At 63.6% G+C, this 17098-nt stretch carries 19 protein-coding genes; 12 read left to right on the plus strand and 7 right to left on the minus strand.

The window, feature by feature from the left end; translation table 11 throughout:
* Positions 1-9: 9 nt before the first annotated feature.
* From CD928_RS20755 to CD928_RS20780, 6 genes are all read left to right on the plus strand, one after another.
* Positions 10-969 carry a beta-ketoacyl-ACP synthase III gene (locus CD928_RS20755; RefSeq protein ID WP_095388986.1) on the plus strand — a complete coding sequence of 320 codons (960 nt, stop codon included), beginning with the start codon at positions 10-12 and terminating at the stop codon, positions 967-969.
* A 41-nt stretch (positions 970-1010) separates the two neighbouring features.
* The gene (locus tag CD928_RS20760) at positions 1011-1901 is read left to right on the plus strand and encodes a hypothetical protein (protein ID WP_141237219.1); all 891 of its coding nucleotides are present in this window, start codon (positions 1011-1013) and stop codon (positions 1899-1901) included.
* Between the two features lie 458 nt (positions 1902-2359).
* Positions 2360-4645, plus strand: coding sequence for a heavy metal translocating P-type ATPase (locus tag CD928_RS20765; protein ID WP_255247281.1), 2286 nt, complete (start codon positions 2360-2362; stop codon positions 4643-4645).
* On the plus strand, positions 4642-4845 hold the full coding sequence (locus CD928_RS20770) for a DUF2933 domain-containing protein (protein WP_217983797.1): 204 nt from the start codon (positions 4642-4644) through the stop codon (positions 4843-4845). The genes CD928_RS20765 and CD928_RS20770 overlap by 4 nt, the downstream gene beginning before the upstream one ends.
* On the plus strand, positions 4842-5288 hold the full coding sequence (gene cueR / locus CD928_RS20775; RefSeq protein WP_095388990.1) for a Cu(I)-responsive transcriptional regulator: 447 nt from the start codon (positions 4842-4844) through the stop codon (positions 5286-5288). Before CD928_RS20770 ends, cueR begins: the two co-directional genes overlap by 4 nt.
* A complete protein-coding gene (locus CD928_RS20780) occupies positions 5285-5656 on the plus strand; it encodes a hypothetical protein (protein WP_095388991.1) in 372 nt (123 codons plus the stop codon). The genes cueR and CD928_RS20780 overlap by 4 nt, the downstream gene beginning before the upstream one ends.
* 53 nt (positions 5657-5709) lie before the next feature.
* Here CD928_RS20780 and CD928_RS23940 read toward each other — a convergent pair whose 3' ends face one another.
* Positions 5710-5937, minus strand: a complete 228-nt coding sequence (locus CD928_RS23940; protein WP_255247289.1) for a hypothetical protein — start codon at positions 5935-5937, stop codon at positions 5710-5712.
* Here CD928_RS23940 and CD928_RS20785 point away from each other — a divergent pair.
* From CD928_RS20785 to CD928_RS20800, 4 genes are read left to right on the plus strand one after another with little or no spacing between them, the layout of a single operon-like run.
* Positions 5843-6961: a TolC family protein gene (locus CD928_RS20785; RefSeq protein ID WP_255247288.1), complete on the plus strand. Its 1119-nt coding sequence runs from the start codon at positions 5843-5845 to the stop codon at positions 6959-6961. The genes CD928_RS23940 and CD928_RS20785 overlap by 95 nt on opposite strands.
* Entirely contained in the window at positions 6958-8193 is a 1236-nt protein-coding gene (locus CD928_RS20790) for an efflux RND transporter periplasmic adaptor subunit (protein WP_095388993.1), read from the plus strand. The genes CD928_RS20785 and CD928_RS20790 overlap by 4 nt, the downstream gene beginning before the upstream one ends.
* A complete protein-coding gene (locus tag CD928_RS20795) occupies positions 8190-11324 on the plus strand; it encodes an efflux RND transporter permease subunit (protein ID WP_095388994.1) in 3135 nt (1044 codons plus the stop codon). Before CD928_RS20790 ends, CD928_RS20795 begins: the two co-directional genes overlap by 4 nt.
* A complete protein-coding gene (locus tag CD928_RS20800; protein ID WP_255247282.1) occupies positions 11321-11689 on the plus strand; it encodes a copper-binding protein in 369 nt (122 codons plus the stop codon). The genes CD928_RS20795 and CD928_RS20800 overlap by 4 nt, the downstream gene beginning before the upstream one ends.
* Before the next feature lie 57 nt (positions 11690-11746).
* Here the strand turns inward: CD928_RS20800 and CD928_RS20805 are convergent, their stop codons facing one another.
* A complete protein-coding gene (locus CD928_RS20805) occupies positions 11747-12391 on the minus strand; it encodes a glutathione S-transferase family protein (protein WP_095388995.1) in 645 nt (214 codons plus the stop codon).
* Positions 12388-12969, minus strand: a complete 582-nt coding sequence (locus CD928_RS20810; protein ID WP_095388996.1) for a TetR/AcrR family transcriptional regulator — start codon at positions 12967-12969, stop codon at positions 12388-12390. Before CD928_RS20810 ends, CD928_RS20805 begins: the two co-directional genes overlap by 4 nt.
* Before the next feature lie 122 nt (positions 12970-13091).
* Here CD928_RS20810 and CD928_RS20815 point away from each other — a divergent pair, with 122 nt between their 5' ends.
* Both CD928_RS20815 and CD928_RS20820 read left to right on the plus strand, forming a co-directional pair.
* Positions 13092-13469, plus strand: coding sequence for a DsrE family protein (locus tag CD928_RS20815; RefSeq protein WP_095388997.1), 378 nt, complete (start codon positions 13092-13094; stop codon positions 13467-13469).
* A gap of 10 nt (positions 13470-13479) precedes the next feature.
* Positions 13480-14166, plus strand: a complete 687-nt coding sequence (locus CD928_RS20820) for a pyridoxamine 5'-phosphate oxidase family protein (protein WP_255247283.1) — start codon at positions 13480-13482, stop codon at positions 14164-14166.
* 17 nt (positions 14167-14183) lie between these two features.
* On the opposite strand, the gene CD928_RS20825 is transcribed toward CD928_RS20820, so the two are convergent.
* The 4 genes from CD928_RS20825 to CD928_RS20840 are packed head-to-tail and all read right to left on the minus strand — an operon-like array spanning position 14184 to position 16939.
* Positions 14184-14894, minus strand: coding sequence for a cupin domain-containing protein (locus CD928_RS20825; protein ID WP_095389087.1), 711 nt, complete (start codon positions 14892-14894; stop codon positions 14184-14186).
* A gap of 5 nt (positions 14895-14899) precedes the next feature.
* Positions 14900-15616, minus strand: coding sequence for a crotonase/enoyl-CoA hydratase family protein (locus tag CD928_RS20830; protein WP_095388999.1), 717 nt, complete (start codon positions 15614-15616; stop codon positions 14900-14902).
* A gap of 32 nt (positions 15617-15648) precedes the next feature.
* Positions 15649-16113, minus strand: a complete 465-nt coding sequence (locus CD928_RS20835) for a nuclear transport factor 2 family protein (protein ID WP_095389000.1) — start codon at positions 16111-16113, stop codon at positions 15649-15651.
* A gap of 52 nt (positions 16114-16165) precedes the next feature.
* A complete protein-coding gene (locus tag CD928_RS20840; protein WP_095389088.1) occupies positions 16166-16939 on the minus strand; it encodes a cysteine hydrolase in 774 nt (257 codons plus the stop codon).
* Between the last annotated feature and the right edge of the window lie 159 nt (positions 16940-17098).

The raw sequence follows: 17098 nt of genomic DNA on the forward strand, positions 1-17098 counted from the left end.
GTGGCACATATGACGCGGCGTGCGGCGATCATCGGAACAGGCAGCTATTTGCCCGAGCGCATCGTCAGCAACGACGAACTGGCGCACACAGTCGCAACCAGCGATGACTGGATTGTCGAGCGAACCGGGATCCGGGCGCGCCATATAGCCGCAGACGACGAAATGACATCCGATCTGGCCACGATTGCGGCCCGGCGGGCTCTGGAAGCGGCCGGCATTGCACCGGAAGCTGTCGGGCTCATTGTTCTGGCGACGACCACGCCGGACAAGACTTTCCCCGCCACTGCCGTACAGGTTCAGGCCAATCTCGGTATCGGCGACTGCGTTGCATTCGACGTGCAAGCGGTCTGCTCAGGCTTCCTCTATGCGCTCTCGGTCGCCGATGCCATGCTCTGCCGCGATCCCGACCTGGTTGCACTCGTCATCGGTGCCGAGACATTCACGCGGCTGCTCGATTGGGACGACCGTTCGACCTGCGTGCTCTTTGGCGATGGTGCGGGTGCCGTAGTCCTTCGGTCAAAATCGGATGGCAGCGGCATCCTCGCAACGCGCCTTCATGCTGATGGCCAGCATCGCGATCTACTCCATGTCGATGGTGGGCCATCGAGCACCGGCACTGTTGGCAAGGTCCGCATGAAGGGGCGCGAGGTCTATCGGCACGCCGTGGTCAATCTCGCCGCAGTCCTTGAGGAGATTGCTCTCGCCGTTGGCGTCCGCGTCGAGGATTTCGACTGGATCGTGCCCCATCAGGCCAATCTGCGCATTCTGGAAGGCACGGCGAAAAAGCTTGGTCTGCGTCCCGAGAGGATTGTTGTGACCGTTGAACAGCAGGCCAACACGTCGGCGGCATCGGTCCCGCTGGCACTTGATCAGGCCGTCCGCGACGGCCGGGTCAAGCCGGGTGATCTCGTTGCTCTCGAAGCCATGGGGGGCGGATTGACCTGGGGTGCAGCCGCAATCCTTTGGTAGAATTGTTGATTTGTCATGAGGATGAAAGGAGCGGCAAGACCGTGACGGATAGCTACTCCGGCAGCTCAACCGATACATACAGTTCAGCTGCCGCGATGGTGGTTGAGGATCGTAGCGCCACCGAAATCGAGGACTTCCTCGATCACATTGACCGGATTGATCGCGATCATCGGTGGAGCGCCCGGTTCGAGGCGGCACCCTCGCAGCTTCATCACGAGGAAGCTGGCTTTGTCGCGCCGCTGGTATTCGAGCTGGGGGACATCAGAAGCCTGCTGGCGAACTGGGCCTATGTTCAAAGTGCCATGAGCATCACCGACCCATTCCGGCTTATGCTCGAATATACTCAGGCCATGATGGGCTTCCTGCTTTTCAATCCGTCCCCGAAAACAATCGAGATTATCGGCCTCGGCGGAGGCTCACTGGCGAAGTATTGTCACAAATTTCTGCCCGAGAGTTCGATCCGAGGGGTCGAGGTAGATTGGGATGTCCTGGCCGTCGCCGACCAATTTTGCATGCCCCCCGGCAGTGATCGCTTCGAGATAATCTGGGGTGACGGTTCAGACTTCGTGGCAAAGGACGAGCGGACGACCGACATTCTGCTTGTCGATGGCTTCGACAGCAGTGGGCAACCTGCCCAGCTATGTTCGCTGGATTTCTATCGCGCTTGCCGTGCCCGGCTAAACGCTGGCGGCATTTTCGTCGTCAATCTGTGCAATTACCCTGGGAAGCACGTGCCGATGCTGCATCGGCTCCGCGAATGTTTTGGTGAGGTTATCACGGTGACGGTCGAAGCCGGAATGAATCTCGTCGTTTTTGCGTTCAGGGACGAGCGCTTAGAATTTGACCGCGAAAAGCTGCGAGTGACGGCGGGAAATCTGCAGTTCAAACATCAATTGCCGTTGGCAGATCTGGTGGAAACCCTGCTCTGGTAATCTGCCAGCCCTGACCGCGCCCCGCTAGGTGGCCCAAGCTGATCCATCGATGATGGATGGAAACCCTGGGCAATCTTCCGATCCGTTTGGTTGCTGCCGGTCGCCCTGTGCCAAATGCTCTTCATTGGGTGAAACCAAGCAAATCCAAGCGGCTATCCAAACTGCGATACCTCGGCGCTGACAATGTGCTCGTTTTCTGAGGGGAACTGCAGAAAATCGGTCCCGGGCCACCGGTTTCCCGCAAGACGACTGCTGGCGGATGGAACCTCCCTGCACGCGCAAACGCACATTGATCGCCCGTCTGGGCACGCTGGACCTTCTCGGACTGCCGGTTGGAAAAGACTTGACCATGACATTATGTCAAGGTTGATGAAGGTGCGACTTGAGGAGCACAAGAGATGGCCGAGTCGCACCACGATCACACACACTGCGCTCATTCGGGTACCTCAGCATCAGGAATGGTAACCGACCCCGTTTGCGGAATGAGCGTCGACCCGGCGACTACAACGCATGTCGCCACCCATGGCGGCGTCCATCATTACTTCTGCAGCGCTGGCTGTCTCACCAAGTTCAACGCCGATCCGGCGCGATATGCGAGCGATGCACCGCATCGGACCGAGCCGGTGCCCGAAGGCGCGATCTGGACTTGCCCGATGCATCCGGAAGTCCAACAACCCGGGCCCGGAAGCTGCCCGATCTGCGGTATGGCGCTGGAGCCGACGACCCCGACGCTGAACGACGGCCCATCTCCGGAATATGCCGACATGAGGCGGCGCTTGGTCATCGGCCTCATCCTGACGCTGCCCGTCGTCGTGCTCGAAATGGGCGGTCACCTGCTGGGGCTCGACCGGTTTATCGACCCTCGGTTGTCGAACTGGCTGCAGATGGCGCTCGCAACGCCTGTGGTGCTCTGGGCAGGCTGGCCGTTTTTCAAGCGTGGCTGGGCGTCATTGAAGAGCCGCCATCTCAACATGTTCACCCTCATCGCCATGGGGACCGGCGTTGCCTGGGCCTACAGCATGGTGGCCGCGCTCGCGCCCGGCGTCTTTCCGATGGCGTTTCAGACGGCGCATGGTGCAGTCCCGGCCTATTTCGAGGCGGCGGCGGTGATCACCGTGCTGGTGCTGCTCGGCCAATTGCTCGAACTGCGCGCCCGCGAAACCACCAGCGGCGCGATCCGGGCGCTGCTCGACCTGTCGCCCAGACTGGCGCGCCGGGTCCGTCCTGATGGCAGCGACGAGGAAATCACTCTCGACCAAGTCCTGGTCGGCGACACCCTGCGCGTCCGCCCAGGCGAGAAGGTGCCGGTCGACGGCGAGGTGCTCGAAGGGCGCGGCACGGTCGATGAATCGATGGTGACCGGCGAGTCCATGCCAGTGACCAAAGAAGCAAGCTCGAAGCTGATCGGCGGCACGATCAACCAGACCGGCGGCCTTGTCATGCGCGCCGATAGAATCGGCCGCGACACCATGCTGGCGCGCATCGTCCAGATGGTCGCCGACGCACAGCGCAGCCGTGCACCGATCCAGCGGCTTGCCGATACGGTTTCGGGATGGTTCGTTCCTGCCGTTATCGCCGTCGCGGCGCTCGCCTTTGTCGTCTGGTCGCTGGTCGGCCCGTCTCCGGCGATGGGCTACGGCCTGATCGCGGCGGTCGCCGTGCTGATCATCGCCTGCCCCTGTGCGCTTGGTCTCGCCACGCCGATGTCGATCATGGTCGGGGTCGGGCGCGGCGCACAGGCCGGTATCCTCATCAAGAACGCGGAAAGCCTGGAGCGCATGGAAAAGGTCGACACACTCGTCGTCGACAAGACCGGGACGCTTACCGAAGGCAAGCCTGCCGTGGTTGCGATGGAGACGGCTGAAGGGTTCGACGAGAACGAGGTTCTACGCCTCGCAGCCAGCCTTGAACGCAGCAGCGAACACCCGCTGGCCCTTGCCGTAGTCAAAGCGGCCGAGGTCAGGGGGCTCGCGATCAGTGAACCGGGAGAGGTCGATCAGCCCGTCGGCAAGGGCATTACCGGCCTGGTTGATGGACACCGGCTTGTCGCGGGCAACGCCCGCTTCCTCGACGAGCAAGGCATTGCGACCACGGCATTGGCGGAGCGTGCCGACCGCCTGCGCGCCGAGGGCGCGACAGCGATATTCCTGGGCGTTGATGGCAAGGTGGCTGGCGCCATCGGCATTGCCGATCCGGTGAAAGAGACCACGCCTGCCGCGCTCAAGGCGCTTGGCGAGGCGGGAATTCACGTCATCATGCTGACCGGCGACAATCGCGTTACGGCAGAGGCCATCGCCCGGCGGTTGGGCATCGCCGATATCGAGGCCGATGTCCTGCCCGACCGCAAAAGCGAGATCGTCAGGCGACTGCGGGAGCAGGGCCGGATCGTCGCCATGGCCGGAGACGGCGTGAACGATGCCCCTGCACTTGCCGCCGCCGACGTCGGCATCGCCATGGGCTCGGGCACCGATGTCGCCATCGAAAGTGCGGGCATCACGCTGCTCAAGGGCGACTTGAACGGCATCGCTCGTGCCCGCCACCTGAGCCACGCGACCATGGCGAACATCCGGCAGAACCTGTTCTTCGCTTTTGCTTACAACGTTGCGGGCATCCCGTTGGCGGCTGGCGCGCTCTACCCGCTGTTCGGCCTTATGCTCTCGCCGATCTTCGCGGCGGCGGCGATGGCGCTGTCCTCGGTCAGCGTGATCGGCAATTCCCTGCGCCTGAGGAGGCTTGCGCTATGAACATGGCCAATAAACGGTCCTGGCTGCTGGCGGCTGTCTCGGCAGCCCTGATCGCGGCCTATCTGTTCTATCCCGAGCATCGCCAGCATCTCTTCGGCCTGCTTCCCTACGCCTTCCTGTTCGCCTGTCCGTTGCTGCACTTCTTCCACGGCGGTCATCATCATGGCCATAACCGGTCATCGGGCGAGGAACGTCCATGAACAGCGGCCAGGCCTCGAAGGCGACGGGCGTGTCGCAGCGGATGATCCGCCACTACGAGGCCATCGGCCTGATGCCGCCGCCCGACCGGCGCGACAACGGCTATCGAGACTATCCCCCACGCTCGGTCGAGCGCCTGCGTTTCATCGCCAATGCCCGCGATCTGGGTTTTTCACTCGATGAGATTTCCGCGTTGTTGGAACTGTGGGACGACCGTGCGCGGGCGAGCAGCGAAGTGAAGGCCATAGCTCTCGAACATGCCGAGGATCTTGCGCGCAAGTCGGCGGCGCTTGAAGCCATGCGCCGCACCCTGCTTGAGCTGGTCGATGGATGCAGCGGCGATGCGCGGCCAGATTGCCCGATCCTGGAAGGCCTCGCCGAACCGCGTAAGCGACCGGAACGAGATTTGACAGAATGCGCCGGCAAGCCGAAAGCAGAAACGTGAAGCGCTGGCTCTCCTTACTGCTGCTCCTTGGAGCACTACTTGGCCTCCTGGGCCAAGAAGCTGCCTTTGCGGATGTCATGCCGGTCATGAAGGCCGACCAAACGGCCAACGTCCCGCAGATGAGCGCGGATTGTGCGGAGATGATGGCGCTCGCCAAACAACAGACGCAGCCCGAAGATCCGTGCCAGGGGATGACACCCGATTGCATGGCGAAGATGGGCTGCGGGGTGGCTTTGGCGCTGCTACCGCCGCTCCCGATCGCATTGCCGGGCGAATATCGTGCGTCGATGCCGCCACAGGCATCGACGATGCCACTTGTCGGTCGCGACACCGGCCCGGAACCCGAACCGCCTGCAATCCTTGGCTGAACCCTAGCGGTGCGTCCGCGAGCCCTCGGGTTCGCGGCGTACCTTGGCGCAGTTCAACCAGGGATTTTCGCGATCATGCGAATGATACTACCGGCGGCGCTGCTCGCGGCCGTTTCAGGCACAGCACTCGCCGAGCCGCTGACCTTCAGCGTCGCGATCGAGCGCGCCACACGCGACGCGCCTTCGATCCGCGCGGGCGAAGCCGGGGTCGAGGCGAGGCGTTCGGCGTCGGTCGCCGCGGGCCGGTTGCCCGATCCGACGCTGAACCTCGGCCTCGACAACTTCCCCGTTTCCGGTCCGCCTGCCTACAGCTTCACGCGCGAGAGCATGACGATGGCGCGCGTGGGGGTCGAACAGCCGTTCCCCAATCCCGCCAAGCGCAGCGCGCAACGCACGCGTGCCCAGGCCGATATCGGCATTGCCGAGGGCGACCTCGCGATCGAGACGCAGAATGTCCGGCTCGAGACCGCACTGGCCTGGATCGACCTTTACTATGCCAAGCGGAGGCTTGCGCAGCTCCAGCGGCTCGACGAAAGCCTGGGCGATCTGCAAGCGACGGTATCCGCGCGCCTCGCGGCCGGTTCAGCCCGCCCCGCCGCGGCGCTGGAGCCCGAGCAGTTACGCGCTGCCGTCAGCGACCGGCGCAGCGAGCTGGCCGCCGATGTCGCGAGGGCCAAAGCTCGTCTGGCGCGCTTCACCGGCGACGTTGAGGCCGATGTTGCGGGCGATCCGCCTATGATCGAAGTCAATAAAGCCGGCCTTGTTGCGGGTCTTCCCTTGTTGCCGCGACTTGTCGCGCTCGATGCCGGTATTCGCGGTGCCGAGGCCGATAGTGCGCTCGCCCGCGCCGACAAGCGGCCGGACTGGCGGGTGAGCGCGAACTATGGGCGCCGCGATCCCGCTTTTGGCGACATGGTGTCGGTCGGTGTCAGTATTGACCTGCCCCTGTTTGCCCAAAAGCGTCAGGATCCCAAGATCGCGGCCCGCGCGAGCGAAGAGACCCAGGCCCGCCTGCTGCGTGCCGCCGGCGAACGCGAGCTTCTGGCCGCGCTGGATGGCGATCTGGCGGACCATGCCATGCACATGCAGCGGCTCGCCAACGCGCGGAATGTCCTGGTGCCGCTCGCAAAGCGCCGCGCCGAGCTGGACATGGCGAGCTTTGCTGCGGGCAAGCTCGATCTCGGCAGCGCGCTGCTCTCGAGCCTGGCGCTGGCCGAAGCCGAAGTCGATGCGCTGTCGCGCGAAGCCGATGTCGCGCGCGACGCGATCCGGATCAATTTTACCTATGGGGAGATGCGGCCATGAGCATGGACGCGAGACAAGTGGCGCGGTGGGGCACCGGGGTGTTGGCGATTGCACTGGTCGCGGGCGGCAGCGGTTACTGGCTGGGACAGCAAGACGGCCCGGCGAGCGAAGCCGGATCGGCACAAGCCAATCGCAAGGTCCTCTACTGGTACGATCCGATGGTGCCGGCCGAGCACTACGACAACCCCAATTCGCTTTCGTCGATGGGGATGAAGACCATCCCCAAATATGCCGACGAGGCTCCTGCGGGCGACGCCCTGCCCGGTGTCAGCGTCGATCCCGCCGCGCGGCAGAATCTCGGCATGCGCGTGGTCGCAGCGGAGATGGGCACATTACCCTCAGGCCTTACGGTTACCGGCACGATCGACTTCAACCAGCGCGACGTGGCGATTGTCCAGGCCCGTTCCGGGGGATTCGTCACCCGCGTCTACGCCCGCGCGCCCGGCGATGTGATCGGCGCGGGCGCGCCCATCGCCGACCTCCAGCTGCCCGAATGGGGCGGCGCGCAGACCGAGTTCCTTGCCGTGAAGAGGCTCGGCAAGCCCGAGCTGACCGCCGCCGCGCGCCAGCGGCTGCGGCTGTTGGGCATGTCCGATACGCTGATCGGTGAGGTCGAACGGACGGGCCGGACCAATGGCACGGTGACGATCCGCTCGCCGATCGCGGGCGTGATCCAGTCGCTCGACGCGCGGCAGGGTGTAACGCTCGGCGCGGGCCAGACGCTCGCACAAGTCACCGGCATCGGCACGGTCTGGCTCAACGCCGCCGTGCCCGAGGCGCAGGCGGGCATGGTCCGCGTGGGCCAGGGTGCAAGCGCCACGCTCGCCGCCTTTCCGGGCGAGAGCTTTGCCGGACGGGTCTCCGCGATCCTGCCCGCCGCGCAGGCCGACAGCCGCACGCTGACAGTGCGGATCGAACTCGCCAATCCCGGCGGACGGCTGCGGCCGGGCATGTTCGCTGCTGTTGCCCTGGGGGGCGACGGCGGGCAGGCGCTGCTGGTGCCAAGCGAAGCGGTGATCCGTACCGGCACGCGCGCCCTCGTCATGCTGACGCTCGCGGATGGCCGCTACCGTCCGGCCGAAGTACGCACCGGCCGCGAGGGTGGCGGCAAGACCGAAATTCTCGCCGGGCTCGCTGCGGGCGAAAAGCTCGTCGCCTCCGGCCAGTTTCTGCTCGATTCCGAAGCGAGCCTGACCGGCATCGCCGCGCGGCCGATCGGCGGCAGCCAATGATCGCCGCGATCATCCGCGCCTCGGTCAAGGCGCGCGGTTTCGTCATCGCAGCCGCGCTGGTGCTCACGGCAATCGGCGTGGCGGCGGTGCGGACCACGCCGGTCGATGCCTTGCCCGATCTCTCCGACGTGCAGGTCATCATCCGCACGAGCTGGCGGGGGCAGGCACCGCAGATCGTCGAGAACCAGGTCACCTATCCGATCACTTCGACCATGCTCTCGGTGCCGGGCGCGCGGGTGGTGCGTGGCTATTCGTTCACCGGCGACAGCTTTGTCTATGTGCTGTTCGACGACGGCACCGACCTCTACTGGGCGCGCAGCCGGGTGCTGGAATATCTGAGTCAGGTGCAAAGCCGCCTGCCCGAGGGGGCGAAGGCTTCGCTCGGCCCCGATGCCACGGGTGTTGGCTGGATCTACGAATATGCACTGGTCGATCGGACCGGGCGGCACGATCTCGCCCAGCTCCGAAGCTTGCAGGACTGGTTCCTGCGCTTCGAGCTCAAAACCATTCCCGGCGTCGCCGAAGTCGCCAGCATCGGCGGCATGGTCAAGCAGTACCAGGTCGTGGTCGATCCGCAGAAGCTCGCCGCCTATGGCGTGACTGGCGAGGATGTCGCCGAGGCGCTTAAGCGCGCCAATCAGGAGACCGGCGGGGCCAGCGTCGAGATGGCCGGGGCCGAATATACCGTGCGCGCCAGCGGCTATCTCAAGACGCTCGACGATTTCCGCAGCGTTCCGGTCCGCACGGCAGCAGGCGGCGTGCCGGTGACGCTGGGCGATGTCGCGAGCGTACAAGTCGGCCCCGAAATGCGGCGCGGCGTGGCCGAACTCAACGGCGAGGGCGAAGTCGCGGGCGGGGTCATCGTCATGCGCCAGGGGCAGAACGCGCGGGCAGTGATCGAGGGCGTTCGAGGCAAGCTCGACGAACTGAAGAAGAGCCTGCCCGCCGGCGTCGAGGTGGTCACCACCTACGACCGCTCAGGGCTCATCGACCGCGCGGTCGAGAACCTGACCGGTAAGCTAGTCGAGGAATTCGTCATCGTTGCGCTCGTGTGCGCCCTGTTCCTCTGGCACGCGCGCTCGGCGCTGGTGGCGATCCTCACCCTGCCGCTGGGCATCCTGATCGCCTTCATCGTCATGCGGCTGCAGGGGCTGAACGCCAATATCCTCTCGCTGGGAGGCATCGCCATCGCCATCGGCGCGATGGTCGATGCGGCGGTGGTGATGATCGAGAACGCCCACAAACATCTCGAACGCTGGCGTCATGACAATCCCGATGCAGAGCCGGACGCTCCCACACGCTGGCGGCTCGTCACCGATGCCGCGGCAGAGGTCGGCCCGGCGCTGTTCCTCAGCCTGTTGATCATCACCTTCTCGTTCCTGCCGATCTTCACCCTGCAGGGCCAGGAAGGCCGGCTATTCGCGCCGCTTGCCTTTACCAAGACCTATGCAATGGCGGCGGCTGCATTCCTCTCGATCACGCTAATCCCGGTGCTGATGGGGCTCCTGATCAAGGGCCGCATCCCCAGCGAAGAAGCCAACCCGATCAACCGCTGGCTGGCGCGTATCTACCGCCCGGTGATCGACTGGGTGCTGGCGCGGCCGAAGCAGACGCTGATGATTACCGCCCTGGTTTTCGCCACCAGCCTGTGGCCGATGGCACGGATCGGCGGCGAATTCCTGCCGCAGATGGACGAGGGCGATCTGCTCTACATGCCTTCGGCGCTGCCGGGCCTGTCAGCGGCCGAGGCTGGCCGCCTGCTCCAGCAGACCGACCGGCTGATCAAGACCGTGCCCGAGGTCGAGAGCGTGTTCGGCAAGGCGGGCCGCGCCGACAGTGCGACCGACCCCGCTCCCCTCGAAATGTTCGAGACGACAATCCGGTTCAAACCGCGCGACCAATGGCGCCCTGGCATGACGCCCGACAAGCTGCGCGATGAACTCGATGCCAGGGTCAAGGTACCCGGCCTCGCCAACTTCTGGATCCCGCCAATCCGCAACCGGATCGACATGCTGGCCACCGGCATCAAGAGCCCGGTCGGAATCAAGGTTGCCGGATCGAACCTCGCCGAGATCGACCAAACTGCCAAGTGGATCGAGCACGTGGTGAAGACCGTGCCCGGCGTCGCCTCGGCACTGGCCGAGCGGCTCACCGGCGGGCGCTATATCGACGTCGATGTGAACCGCGCCGCTGCGGCGCGCTATGGCCTCAATGTCGCCGATGTGCAGGCGGTAGTCTCCGGCGCGATCGGCGGCGAGACCATCGGCCAGACCGTCGAAGGGCTGGCGCGCTACCCGATCAGCGTGCGCTACCCTCGCGAACTGCGCGACAGCATCGACAAGCTCGCAAACCTGCCCGTCCTGACCCCTTCGCGCCAGCAGATCACGCTGGGAACGGTCGCCAGCGTGCGTATCAGCGATGGCCCGCCGATGCTGAGGAGCGAAAACGGCCGGCCGGTCACCTGGATCTACGTCGACGGACGCGGCAGCGACATGCAGACGCTGGTAGGCGACATCAACCGCGCGATCACAAGCAAGGTTGCCCTGCCTCCCGGCGTCAGCATTTCTTATACCGGCCAGTACGAGTTCCTGGTCCGCGCCAAGGAGCGGATGAAGCTCGTCATCCCAGTGACGCTCGCGATCATTTTCGCGCTGCTCTACCTGACCTTCCGCCGCTGGGATGAGGCGCTGCTGATCATGGGCACGCTGCCTTTCGCGCTCACCGGCGGGCTGTGGCTGCTCTACTGGCTGGGCTACAACCAGTCGGTCGCCACGGCGGTCGGGTTCATCGCACTCGCCGGGGTCGCCGCCGAGTTCGGGGTGGTGATGCTGATCTACCTCAAGCAGGCGCTCGAAGCGCGAACCGATGGCGATGTCGCCGCTGCGGTGCGCGATGGCGCGCTGCTGCGCGTGCGGCCCAAGGCAATGACGGTGGCGGTGATCCTCGCCGGCTTGCTTCCGGTCCTCGTAGGCGGCGGCGCCGGTTCCGAGGTCATGAGCCGCATCGCCGCCCCGATGGTCGGCGGCATGCTGACCGCGCCGCTGCTCTCGATGCTCGTCATTCCTGCCGCCTACCTGCTGATGCGCCGGCGGTCAAAACCCCCTGTTCAACCCGAAGGAGAAGTGAAGTGAAGACAACCCTGATGATTGCGTCCGGCCTCCTGGCCGTGGTCTCGCTCGCCGCCTGCAAGCAGGCCGAAGCGCCGAAACCCGCCGAAAGCAGCGCCGCATCGGGCCCCATGGCGAACATGCCCATGGCCGGTAAGATGATGCACGGCATGGCGGCCGGCACGGTCACCGCGATCGATCCCGCCAAAGGCACGATCACGCTCGATCACGGTGCCATGAGCGGCCTCGGCTGGTCCGCCATGACGATGGGCTTCACGACCAAGCCGGAACTGCTCTCCGGTATCAGTGTTGGCGACAAGGTGGACTTCGAGATTGATTGGGATGGCAAGGCCGGAATGATCACGAAGATCGCGAAATCTGGCACGTAACGGCCAGTTTCGACCTGAACCCAGACTCGGCCATATCTGCAAGCCGTGCCGAGGTCCTCACGCAGTCGCAAGATGCGCGAGCGGCGCACCCGGGGCGTAAAGGCCGACCGGATGCACCGCGAACGGGACAAAGCCGGGAAGCGCCTCGATCCGCTCGAGCCACGCCCGGACGCGCGGATAGTTGTCGAGAACTACATTGCCTTCGGGCGCTCGAGCGACATAGCTGTAGAGCGCAATGTCGGCGATCGTCGGACGATCCGCAGCAAGCCATCCCGTTTGATCGAGCTCAGTCTCGATCACCGTGAGCAGGACATGCGCGCGATCGATGGCAGTCTGGGCGTCGATCTTCGCACCGAACAGGGTGACGAGTCTCGCGCTTGCGGGGCCCTGAACGAGCTGACCGGCTGCGACGGAGAACCAGCGCTGCACCCGCGCCGAGCCAAGAGCGTCGTCCGGATACCAGTCGGTTCGGCCAAACTTCCCGGCGAGATAGACGAGGATTGCGTTTGAATCCGCGATCACCAAACCGTCGTCCTCCAGCACGGGAACCTGTCCAAATGCATTTAACCTGAGGAAGTCAGCGCTCTTGTGCTGGCGCGCCGCGAGATCGAATTCGACCAGGTCGAACTCGACGCCAAGCAGGGACAGGAACAGACGCGCGCGGTGGGAATGCCCTGATTTGGGGCTGTAGTAGAGTTTCACGCACGTTCTCCCATGTCTGCGAGCAGTTCGCCCGGAAGCGCATCAAGCGCCTTGCGGAAGGGTTCGGTCGACTCCAGCCCTCTTGCGAGCACAAGGCTGCCTTGAATCAGCGCCACGCCGCGCACGGCGCGGTCACGCGCCGTGGTGGTGGAGTAGCCTGCCTCGGCGACGACGCTGGCCAGCGCTTCGACGAAGGCTTCGAACATCTGGCGGATCGACGCCTTGAACGGGCTTGCCTCACCGATCGTCGATGACAGCAGGTTGAGCAGGCAGGCCTGCTTGCCACCACAGTAGAAGGCATCGAGTTCCCGCGTCATCGCGGTAATCCGCTCGCGGGGACTGCCCCCACCGGCAAGCGGCTCCAGCACATGCTTGGTGAGCCAGCGTCCTGCCTCCTGCAGAACCTCCAGACCCATCTGCTCCTTGCCGCCTGGAAAGCGGTGATAGAGGCTGGCCTTCTTGAGGCCGGTGGCTTCCGACAGCAGCGCGAGCGATGCCGCCTCATAGCCGACATCACGGAACGTCGCGCTCAAACGATCGATCAGAGCGTCATTTTCTATCAGCGCCTTGCGGGCCATGCGGGCGGATCTCCATATTTACCGAATGATCGGTTTAATAGCTTGACGGCTTTCTGTCGAGCCCCTAGTTCAATTTTACCGTTCGTTCGGTAATGATTCGCAAACAGCAAAAGGAGACCCCCATGAGCAAGGCCGCCATCATCATCTATTCCGATCCGAAAGCAGGGTCCGAAGAAGCGCTTGGCCGCCTCTTCAACGCCCTGTTCCTCGCTTACGAACTCAAGGAAAAGCAGCAGGAAGTTGCCATCATCTTCCAGGGTGCGGGAACGCGCTGGCCAGCCGAACTGGTCAAGGCCGATCACCCGGCGCACGGGCTTTACGAAGCGGTCAAGGATGTCGTGGCCGGCGTCTGCGGCGGCTGCGCAGATGTCTTCGGCGCAACCGAGGACGCTCGCAAGACCGGTCTCAAACTCGACTATGAGAAGGCGATTCCGGGAACACCGGGCATTCTCGATATCTCGACCTACCTCGACCACGGCTACAACCTGGTGACCTTCTAACCCGGGTCCGGTGCCCGGCCGCAACGCCCCCCCCGACCCGACGGCCGGGCACCGGCATCCCGTTTCTCAAGGCAGTACAAGCATGGACGATCACGGCTTTACGAGCGACATTGCCTTCACCGAGACGGTGAAGCAGCTTCAGACCCGCAATGGATCGCGAGAGGCCTATGCCAAGATGGAGGCCGGCAGCGGCTGGTCCGACCGCATCACGCCCCAACTGGCCGATTTCATCGCTCGGCAGAACAGCTTCTACCTCGCGACAGTCAATGCGGATGGACAACCCTATATCCAGCATCGCGGCGGACCACGCGGCTTCCTCAAGCCGATCGACGATCGCACCCTTGGCATGGCCGATTTCAGGGGAAACCGGCAGTTCATCTCGCAGGGCAACCTGCTCGAAAGCCGCAAGGCATTCATCTTCCTCATGGACTACGCCAACCGCCGCCGCATCAAGATATGGGGCGAGGCGTGGATGATCGAGGGTGACGAGGCATTGCTTCAGACCGTCATGCCCGAAGGCTATGCCGCCGCGCCGGAACGCGTTCTGCTGTTCAAGGTCACCGCCTGGGACCCGAATTGCCCGCAGCACATCCCGCGCAAGATCGACGCCGATGAAGTCGATGCCATGCTGGCGGAGCGAGATCGGGAAATCGCCGAGCTCAAGGCGCAGATCGAACGGCTACAAAAGGGTAACTGAGTGGGTAATCGAGCCGTTCACGCCGCAACAATGCATTCCCGATCCCCGCGAACTTCTGGACCAGTTTCAGCTTCGACTAGGTGACCTGACTTCACCAGAAGCCGCGCCCCGTTCATTCCCGCGCGGGCGACGAACGGTTCGGACGGCGGCAAGCGAAGCCAGGAATGAACGACGAAGAGTTCCTGACCCTCAATAAAATCACCTTCGAGAACCAGCACCTCAAGCCCGCCATGGCCCCAGTTGTCGATCTCGACCCCGGGTTCCCAGGTTTCAATGCGGACGGTTTCTTTCCCGTAAGCATGTAGTGGCAAGCTCCGCACGGCCGCGCGCTTGTCGTTTGACGGTGCTTCCGCCTGGGTGGTGTCGATCGATAGCGCTTGCAGATCGCCCGGTTGGAATTGCGAGAGTTTCACAAAGATGGTCGCTCCCTCAGGGGCCGAAGGCGCATGTTGCGATCCGGGTGGATTGCGAACGTAGCTGCCAACCTTGTGCGATCCCTCTTGGTCCACGAAGTCGCCTTGAAGCACGAAGTATTCTTCCCCACCACCATGGCCGTGGGACGGAAATGCGCTTCCCGGTGCGAAACGGACAATCGTTGTCGCGCGGGCAATTTCACCGCCGATCCTGTCCAGCATGCGTCGCTCGACCCCGCCGCTCGGCGAGGCCGTCCAAGTAGATGTTGCGGCGTGGCTCGTTGCCCGGCGCGTAAGGTCAGCATGGATCAACATGGTCCTCAACCCTTATTGCTCGTAAGCTGGCGGTAGTTTTCGATTGTGATTTCGTCGTCGATGGCCCGCCTGATTCGCGCAGTGGCCTCACCGCGCACGCGTGACTTTGTCAGCCGGAAGGCCGCGAGATCGTGCGAGGCGAGGTCGGCGGCCCGAGCCTTTGCCACGACGTCGATATCAGCAGCGGCGACCAGTCGATCAAGATAGCCCGCCCTCTGGGCATCGTCCGGATCAAGAAGTTCGCCGGTAACGATGCGATTGAAAAAGTGTGGCGCCAGTGTCGTACGGGCGAGCTCGATCGCAAAGGCTGGAATGGCGATGCCAATTGCGACCTCATTCAGCCCGATCTGATAGGGCCCGTCGGTACCTACACAGTAGTCGGATGCCAGGATGAGGAATGCCCCCATGGGATAGGCATGACCCGTGCACGCGACAACAACCGGCAACGGGAACGAAAAAAGGCGAAGCGCCAACTCGGCACCAAGCCGCATCATGGCGTGTATTTCCTGTGGGTCACGCCGGGCAAAAACCTGGAGATCGAAACCCGCAGAAAAGATTCCTTCTCGGCCCGCGACCAGAACGGCCCTTGCCTCTTGTTCGGCGTGGTCGAGCGCCTGATGGAGCCCGGCCAGCATTCGCTCGTTCATCACGTTGCGTTTGCCGTCGTCGATGCCGATCCGGGCGATCTCCCCGGACAGTTCATAGGTCACGAATTTTGTCATCGTTGCCTCTTTCGTCGTCAGTTCCCGGATGGTTACAGGTCGAGCTCAGATAGTCCGGGGTGGTCGACAGGTCGCGGCCCGAGCGGCCAATGGAACCTCCGCCCACTTTCGCTGATCGGCAGATCGTTGATGCTTGCAAAACGCTGGCGCATCAGGCCCGCCGCATCGAACTCCCAATTCTCGTTGCCATAGGAGCGGAACCAGTTTCCGGAATCGTCGTGCCATTCGTAGGCGAAGCGCACTGCGATGCGATTGCCCTCGAACGCCCAGAATTCCTTGATCAGGCGGTAGTCGAGCTCGCGCAGCCACTTGCGCGTCAAAAAGGCCTCAATCTCGGCGCGGCCTGTGACGAACTCGCCGCGATTCCGCCAGCGGCTGTCGGGCGAATAGGCCAGGGCAATCCGCGCGGGCTGGCGGGTGTTCCATGCGTCTTCGGCAGCGCGAACCTTCGCGCGGGCCGTCTCCGCCGTGAACACGAAATCATCAGAATCAGGCATCTTGTTTCTCCGAACGGGGGCCGGTCCAGGACCGGCCCTTCCGAGATTGCGACTACTTGTGGTGGTTGGCTCGGATCGCGCTGACGACCGTTCCGGTATCGGCGACATGGTTCGCGATCATCCGAAAGTTAGCCATCGCTGCGGCATAGCCGTCCAGACCGGGAAGCTGTGCGGCGGCAGTCGCATCTGACACGACCATGACCTCGAAGCCTTGCTCGATCAGCTCGCGCATGTGCGCTTCGGTGCACAGGTTGGCCGACATGCCAGCGATGATGACCTTGGAAATTCCGCGCTTGCGCAATTGGAGGACCAGGTCGTTGGTCTCGGGGCCGAACACCTTGTGCGGGCTGGTAACGATGGTCTGGCCATCGCTGATGTAACGCTTGTACTGGGCGAGCCAGTCGGCGCCGGAACCTTCAAAGCCGTCGGTCGTCAGCGGCCCCTTGCGGTCGAACATTCCGATCTTGTGCATGAGCGCTTCAAGCGCGCCTTCAAAGCGCCAGCCGTGGTCATGCGGGTAATAGTAATGCGGAGATACGAAGACCGGCATGCCTGCCGCCTTGGCAGCCGCGAAGAGCTGGTCGATGTGACCGATGGTCCCATTGGCTTCGACGTTTTTGCCGACGACACCCCACGCCACGCCGTTGGGGCTAAGGAAGTCGTTCTGCGGATCAGTTACCAGCAACGCCGTCTGGCCCTGTGCGATCTCGAAGCCGGGATCTGGCAGTCCATCAGCATGAGCCGATGTCAGCGGAGCGAGGCTGGCTAGTGCAACGGCGCCGATCAGCAGCGCCCGGCGTATCCGGGCGGCAGCGGAAATTTTCATCATGAATCCTTTCAAAGCTTGGAATTGGTAGCGAGAGTGTTAAAAGGTTTACCGATCGGTACTCTATTAGGTGTACTGATCGGTAAACCATGTCAACCCCTGACCCAGCGTTTGATGCTTGGTCTGTTCCAAGGCTTTGAATTCATGCTTCTAAACAGC

Origin of the sequence: Sphingopyxis sp. GW247-27LB (assembly GCF_002277025.1) — a bacterium.
GTDB lineage: Bacteria > Pseudomonadota > Alphaproteobacteria > Sphingomonadales > Sphingomonadaceae > Sphingopyxis.

Coding starts and splice junctions, on each gene's coding strand:
- CD928_RS20755 (WP_095388986.1), top strand. CDS start 10: ATGACGCGGCGTGCGGCGATCATCGGAACAGGCAGCTATTTGCCCGAG.
- CD928_RS20765 (WP_255247281.1), top strand. CDS start 2,360: ATGGTAACCGACCCCGTTTGCGGAATGAGCGTCGACCCGGCGACTACA.
- CD928_RS20770 (WP_217983797.1), top strand. CDS start 4,642: ATGAACATGGCCAATAAACGGTCCTGGCTGCTGGCGGCTGTCTCGGCA.
- cueR (WP_095388990.1), top strand. CDS start 4,842: ATGAACAGCGGCCAGGCCTCGAAGGCGACGGGCGTGTCGCAGCGGATG.
- CD928_RS20790 (WP_095388993.1), top strand. CDS start 6,958: ATGAGCATGGACGCGAGACAAGTGGCGCGGTGGGGCACCGGGGTGTTG.
- CD928_RS20795 (WP_095388994.1), top strand. CDS start 8,190: ATGATCGCCGCGATCATCCGCGCCTCGGTCAAGGCGCGCGGTTTCGTC.
- CD928_RS20810 (WP_095388996.1), bottom strand. CDS start 12,969: ATGGCCCGCAAGGCGCTGATAGAAAATGACGCTCTGATCGATCGTTTG.
- CD928_RS20815 (WP_095388997.1), top strand. CDS start 13,092: ATGAGCAAGGCCGCCATCATCATCTATTCCGATCCGAAAGCAGGGTCC.
- CD928_RS20825 (WP_095389087.1), bottom strand. CDS start 14,894: ATGTTGATCCATGCTGACCTTACGCGCCGGGCAACGAGCCACGCCGCA.
- CD928_RS20830 (WP_095388999.1), bottom strand. CDS start 15,616: ATGACAAAATTCGTGACCTATGAACTGTCCGGGGAGATCGCCCGGATC.
- CD928_RS20835 (WP_095389000.1), bottom strand. CDS start 16,113: ATGCCTGATTCTGATGATTTCGTGTTCACGGCGGAGACGGCCCGCGCG.
- CD928_RS20840 (WP_095389088.1), bottom strand. CDS start 16,939: ATGAAAATTTCCGCTGCCGCCCGGATACGCCGGGCGCTGCTGATCGGC.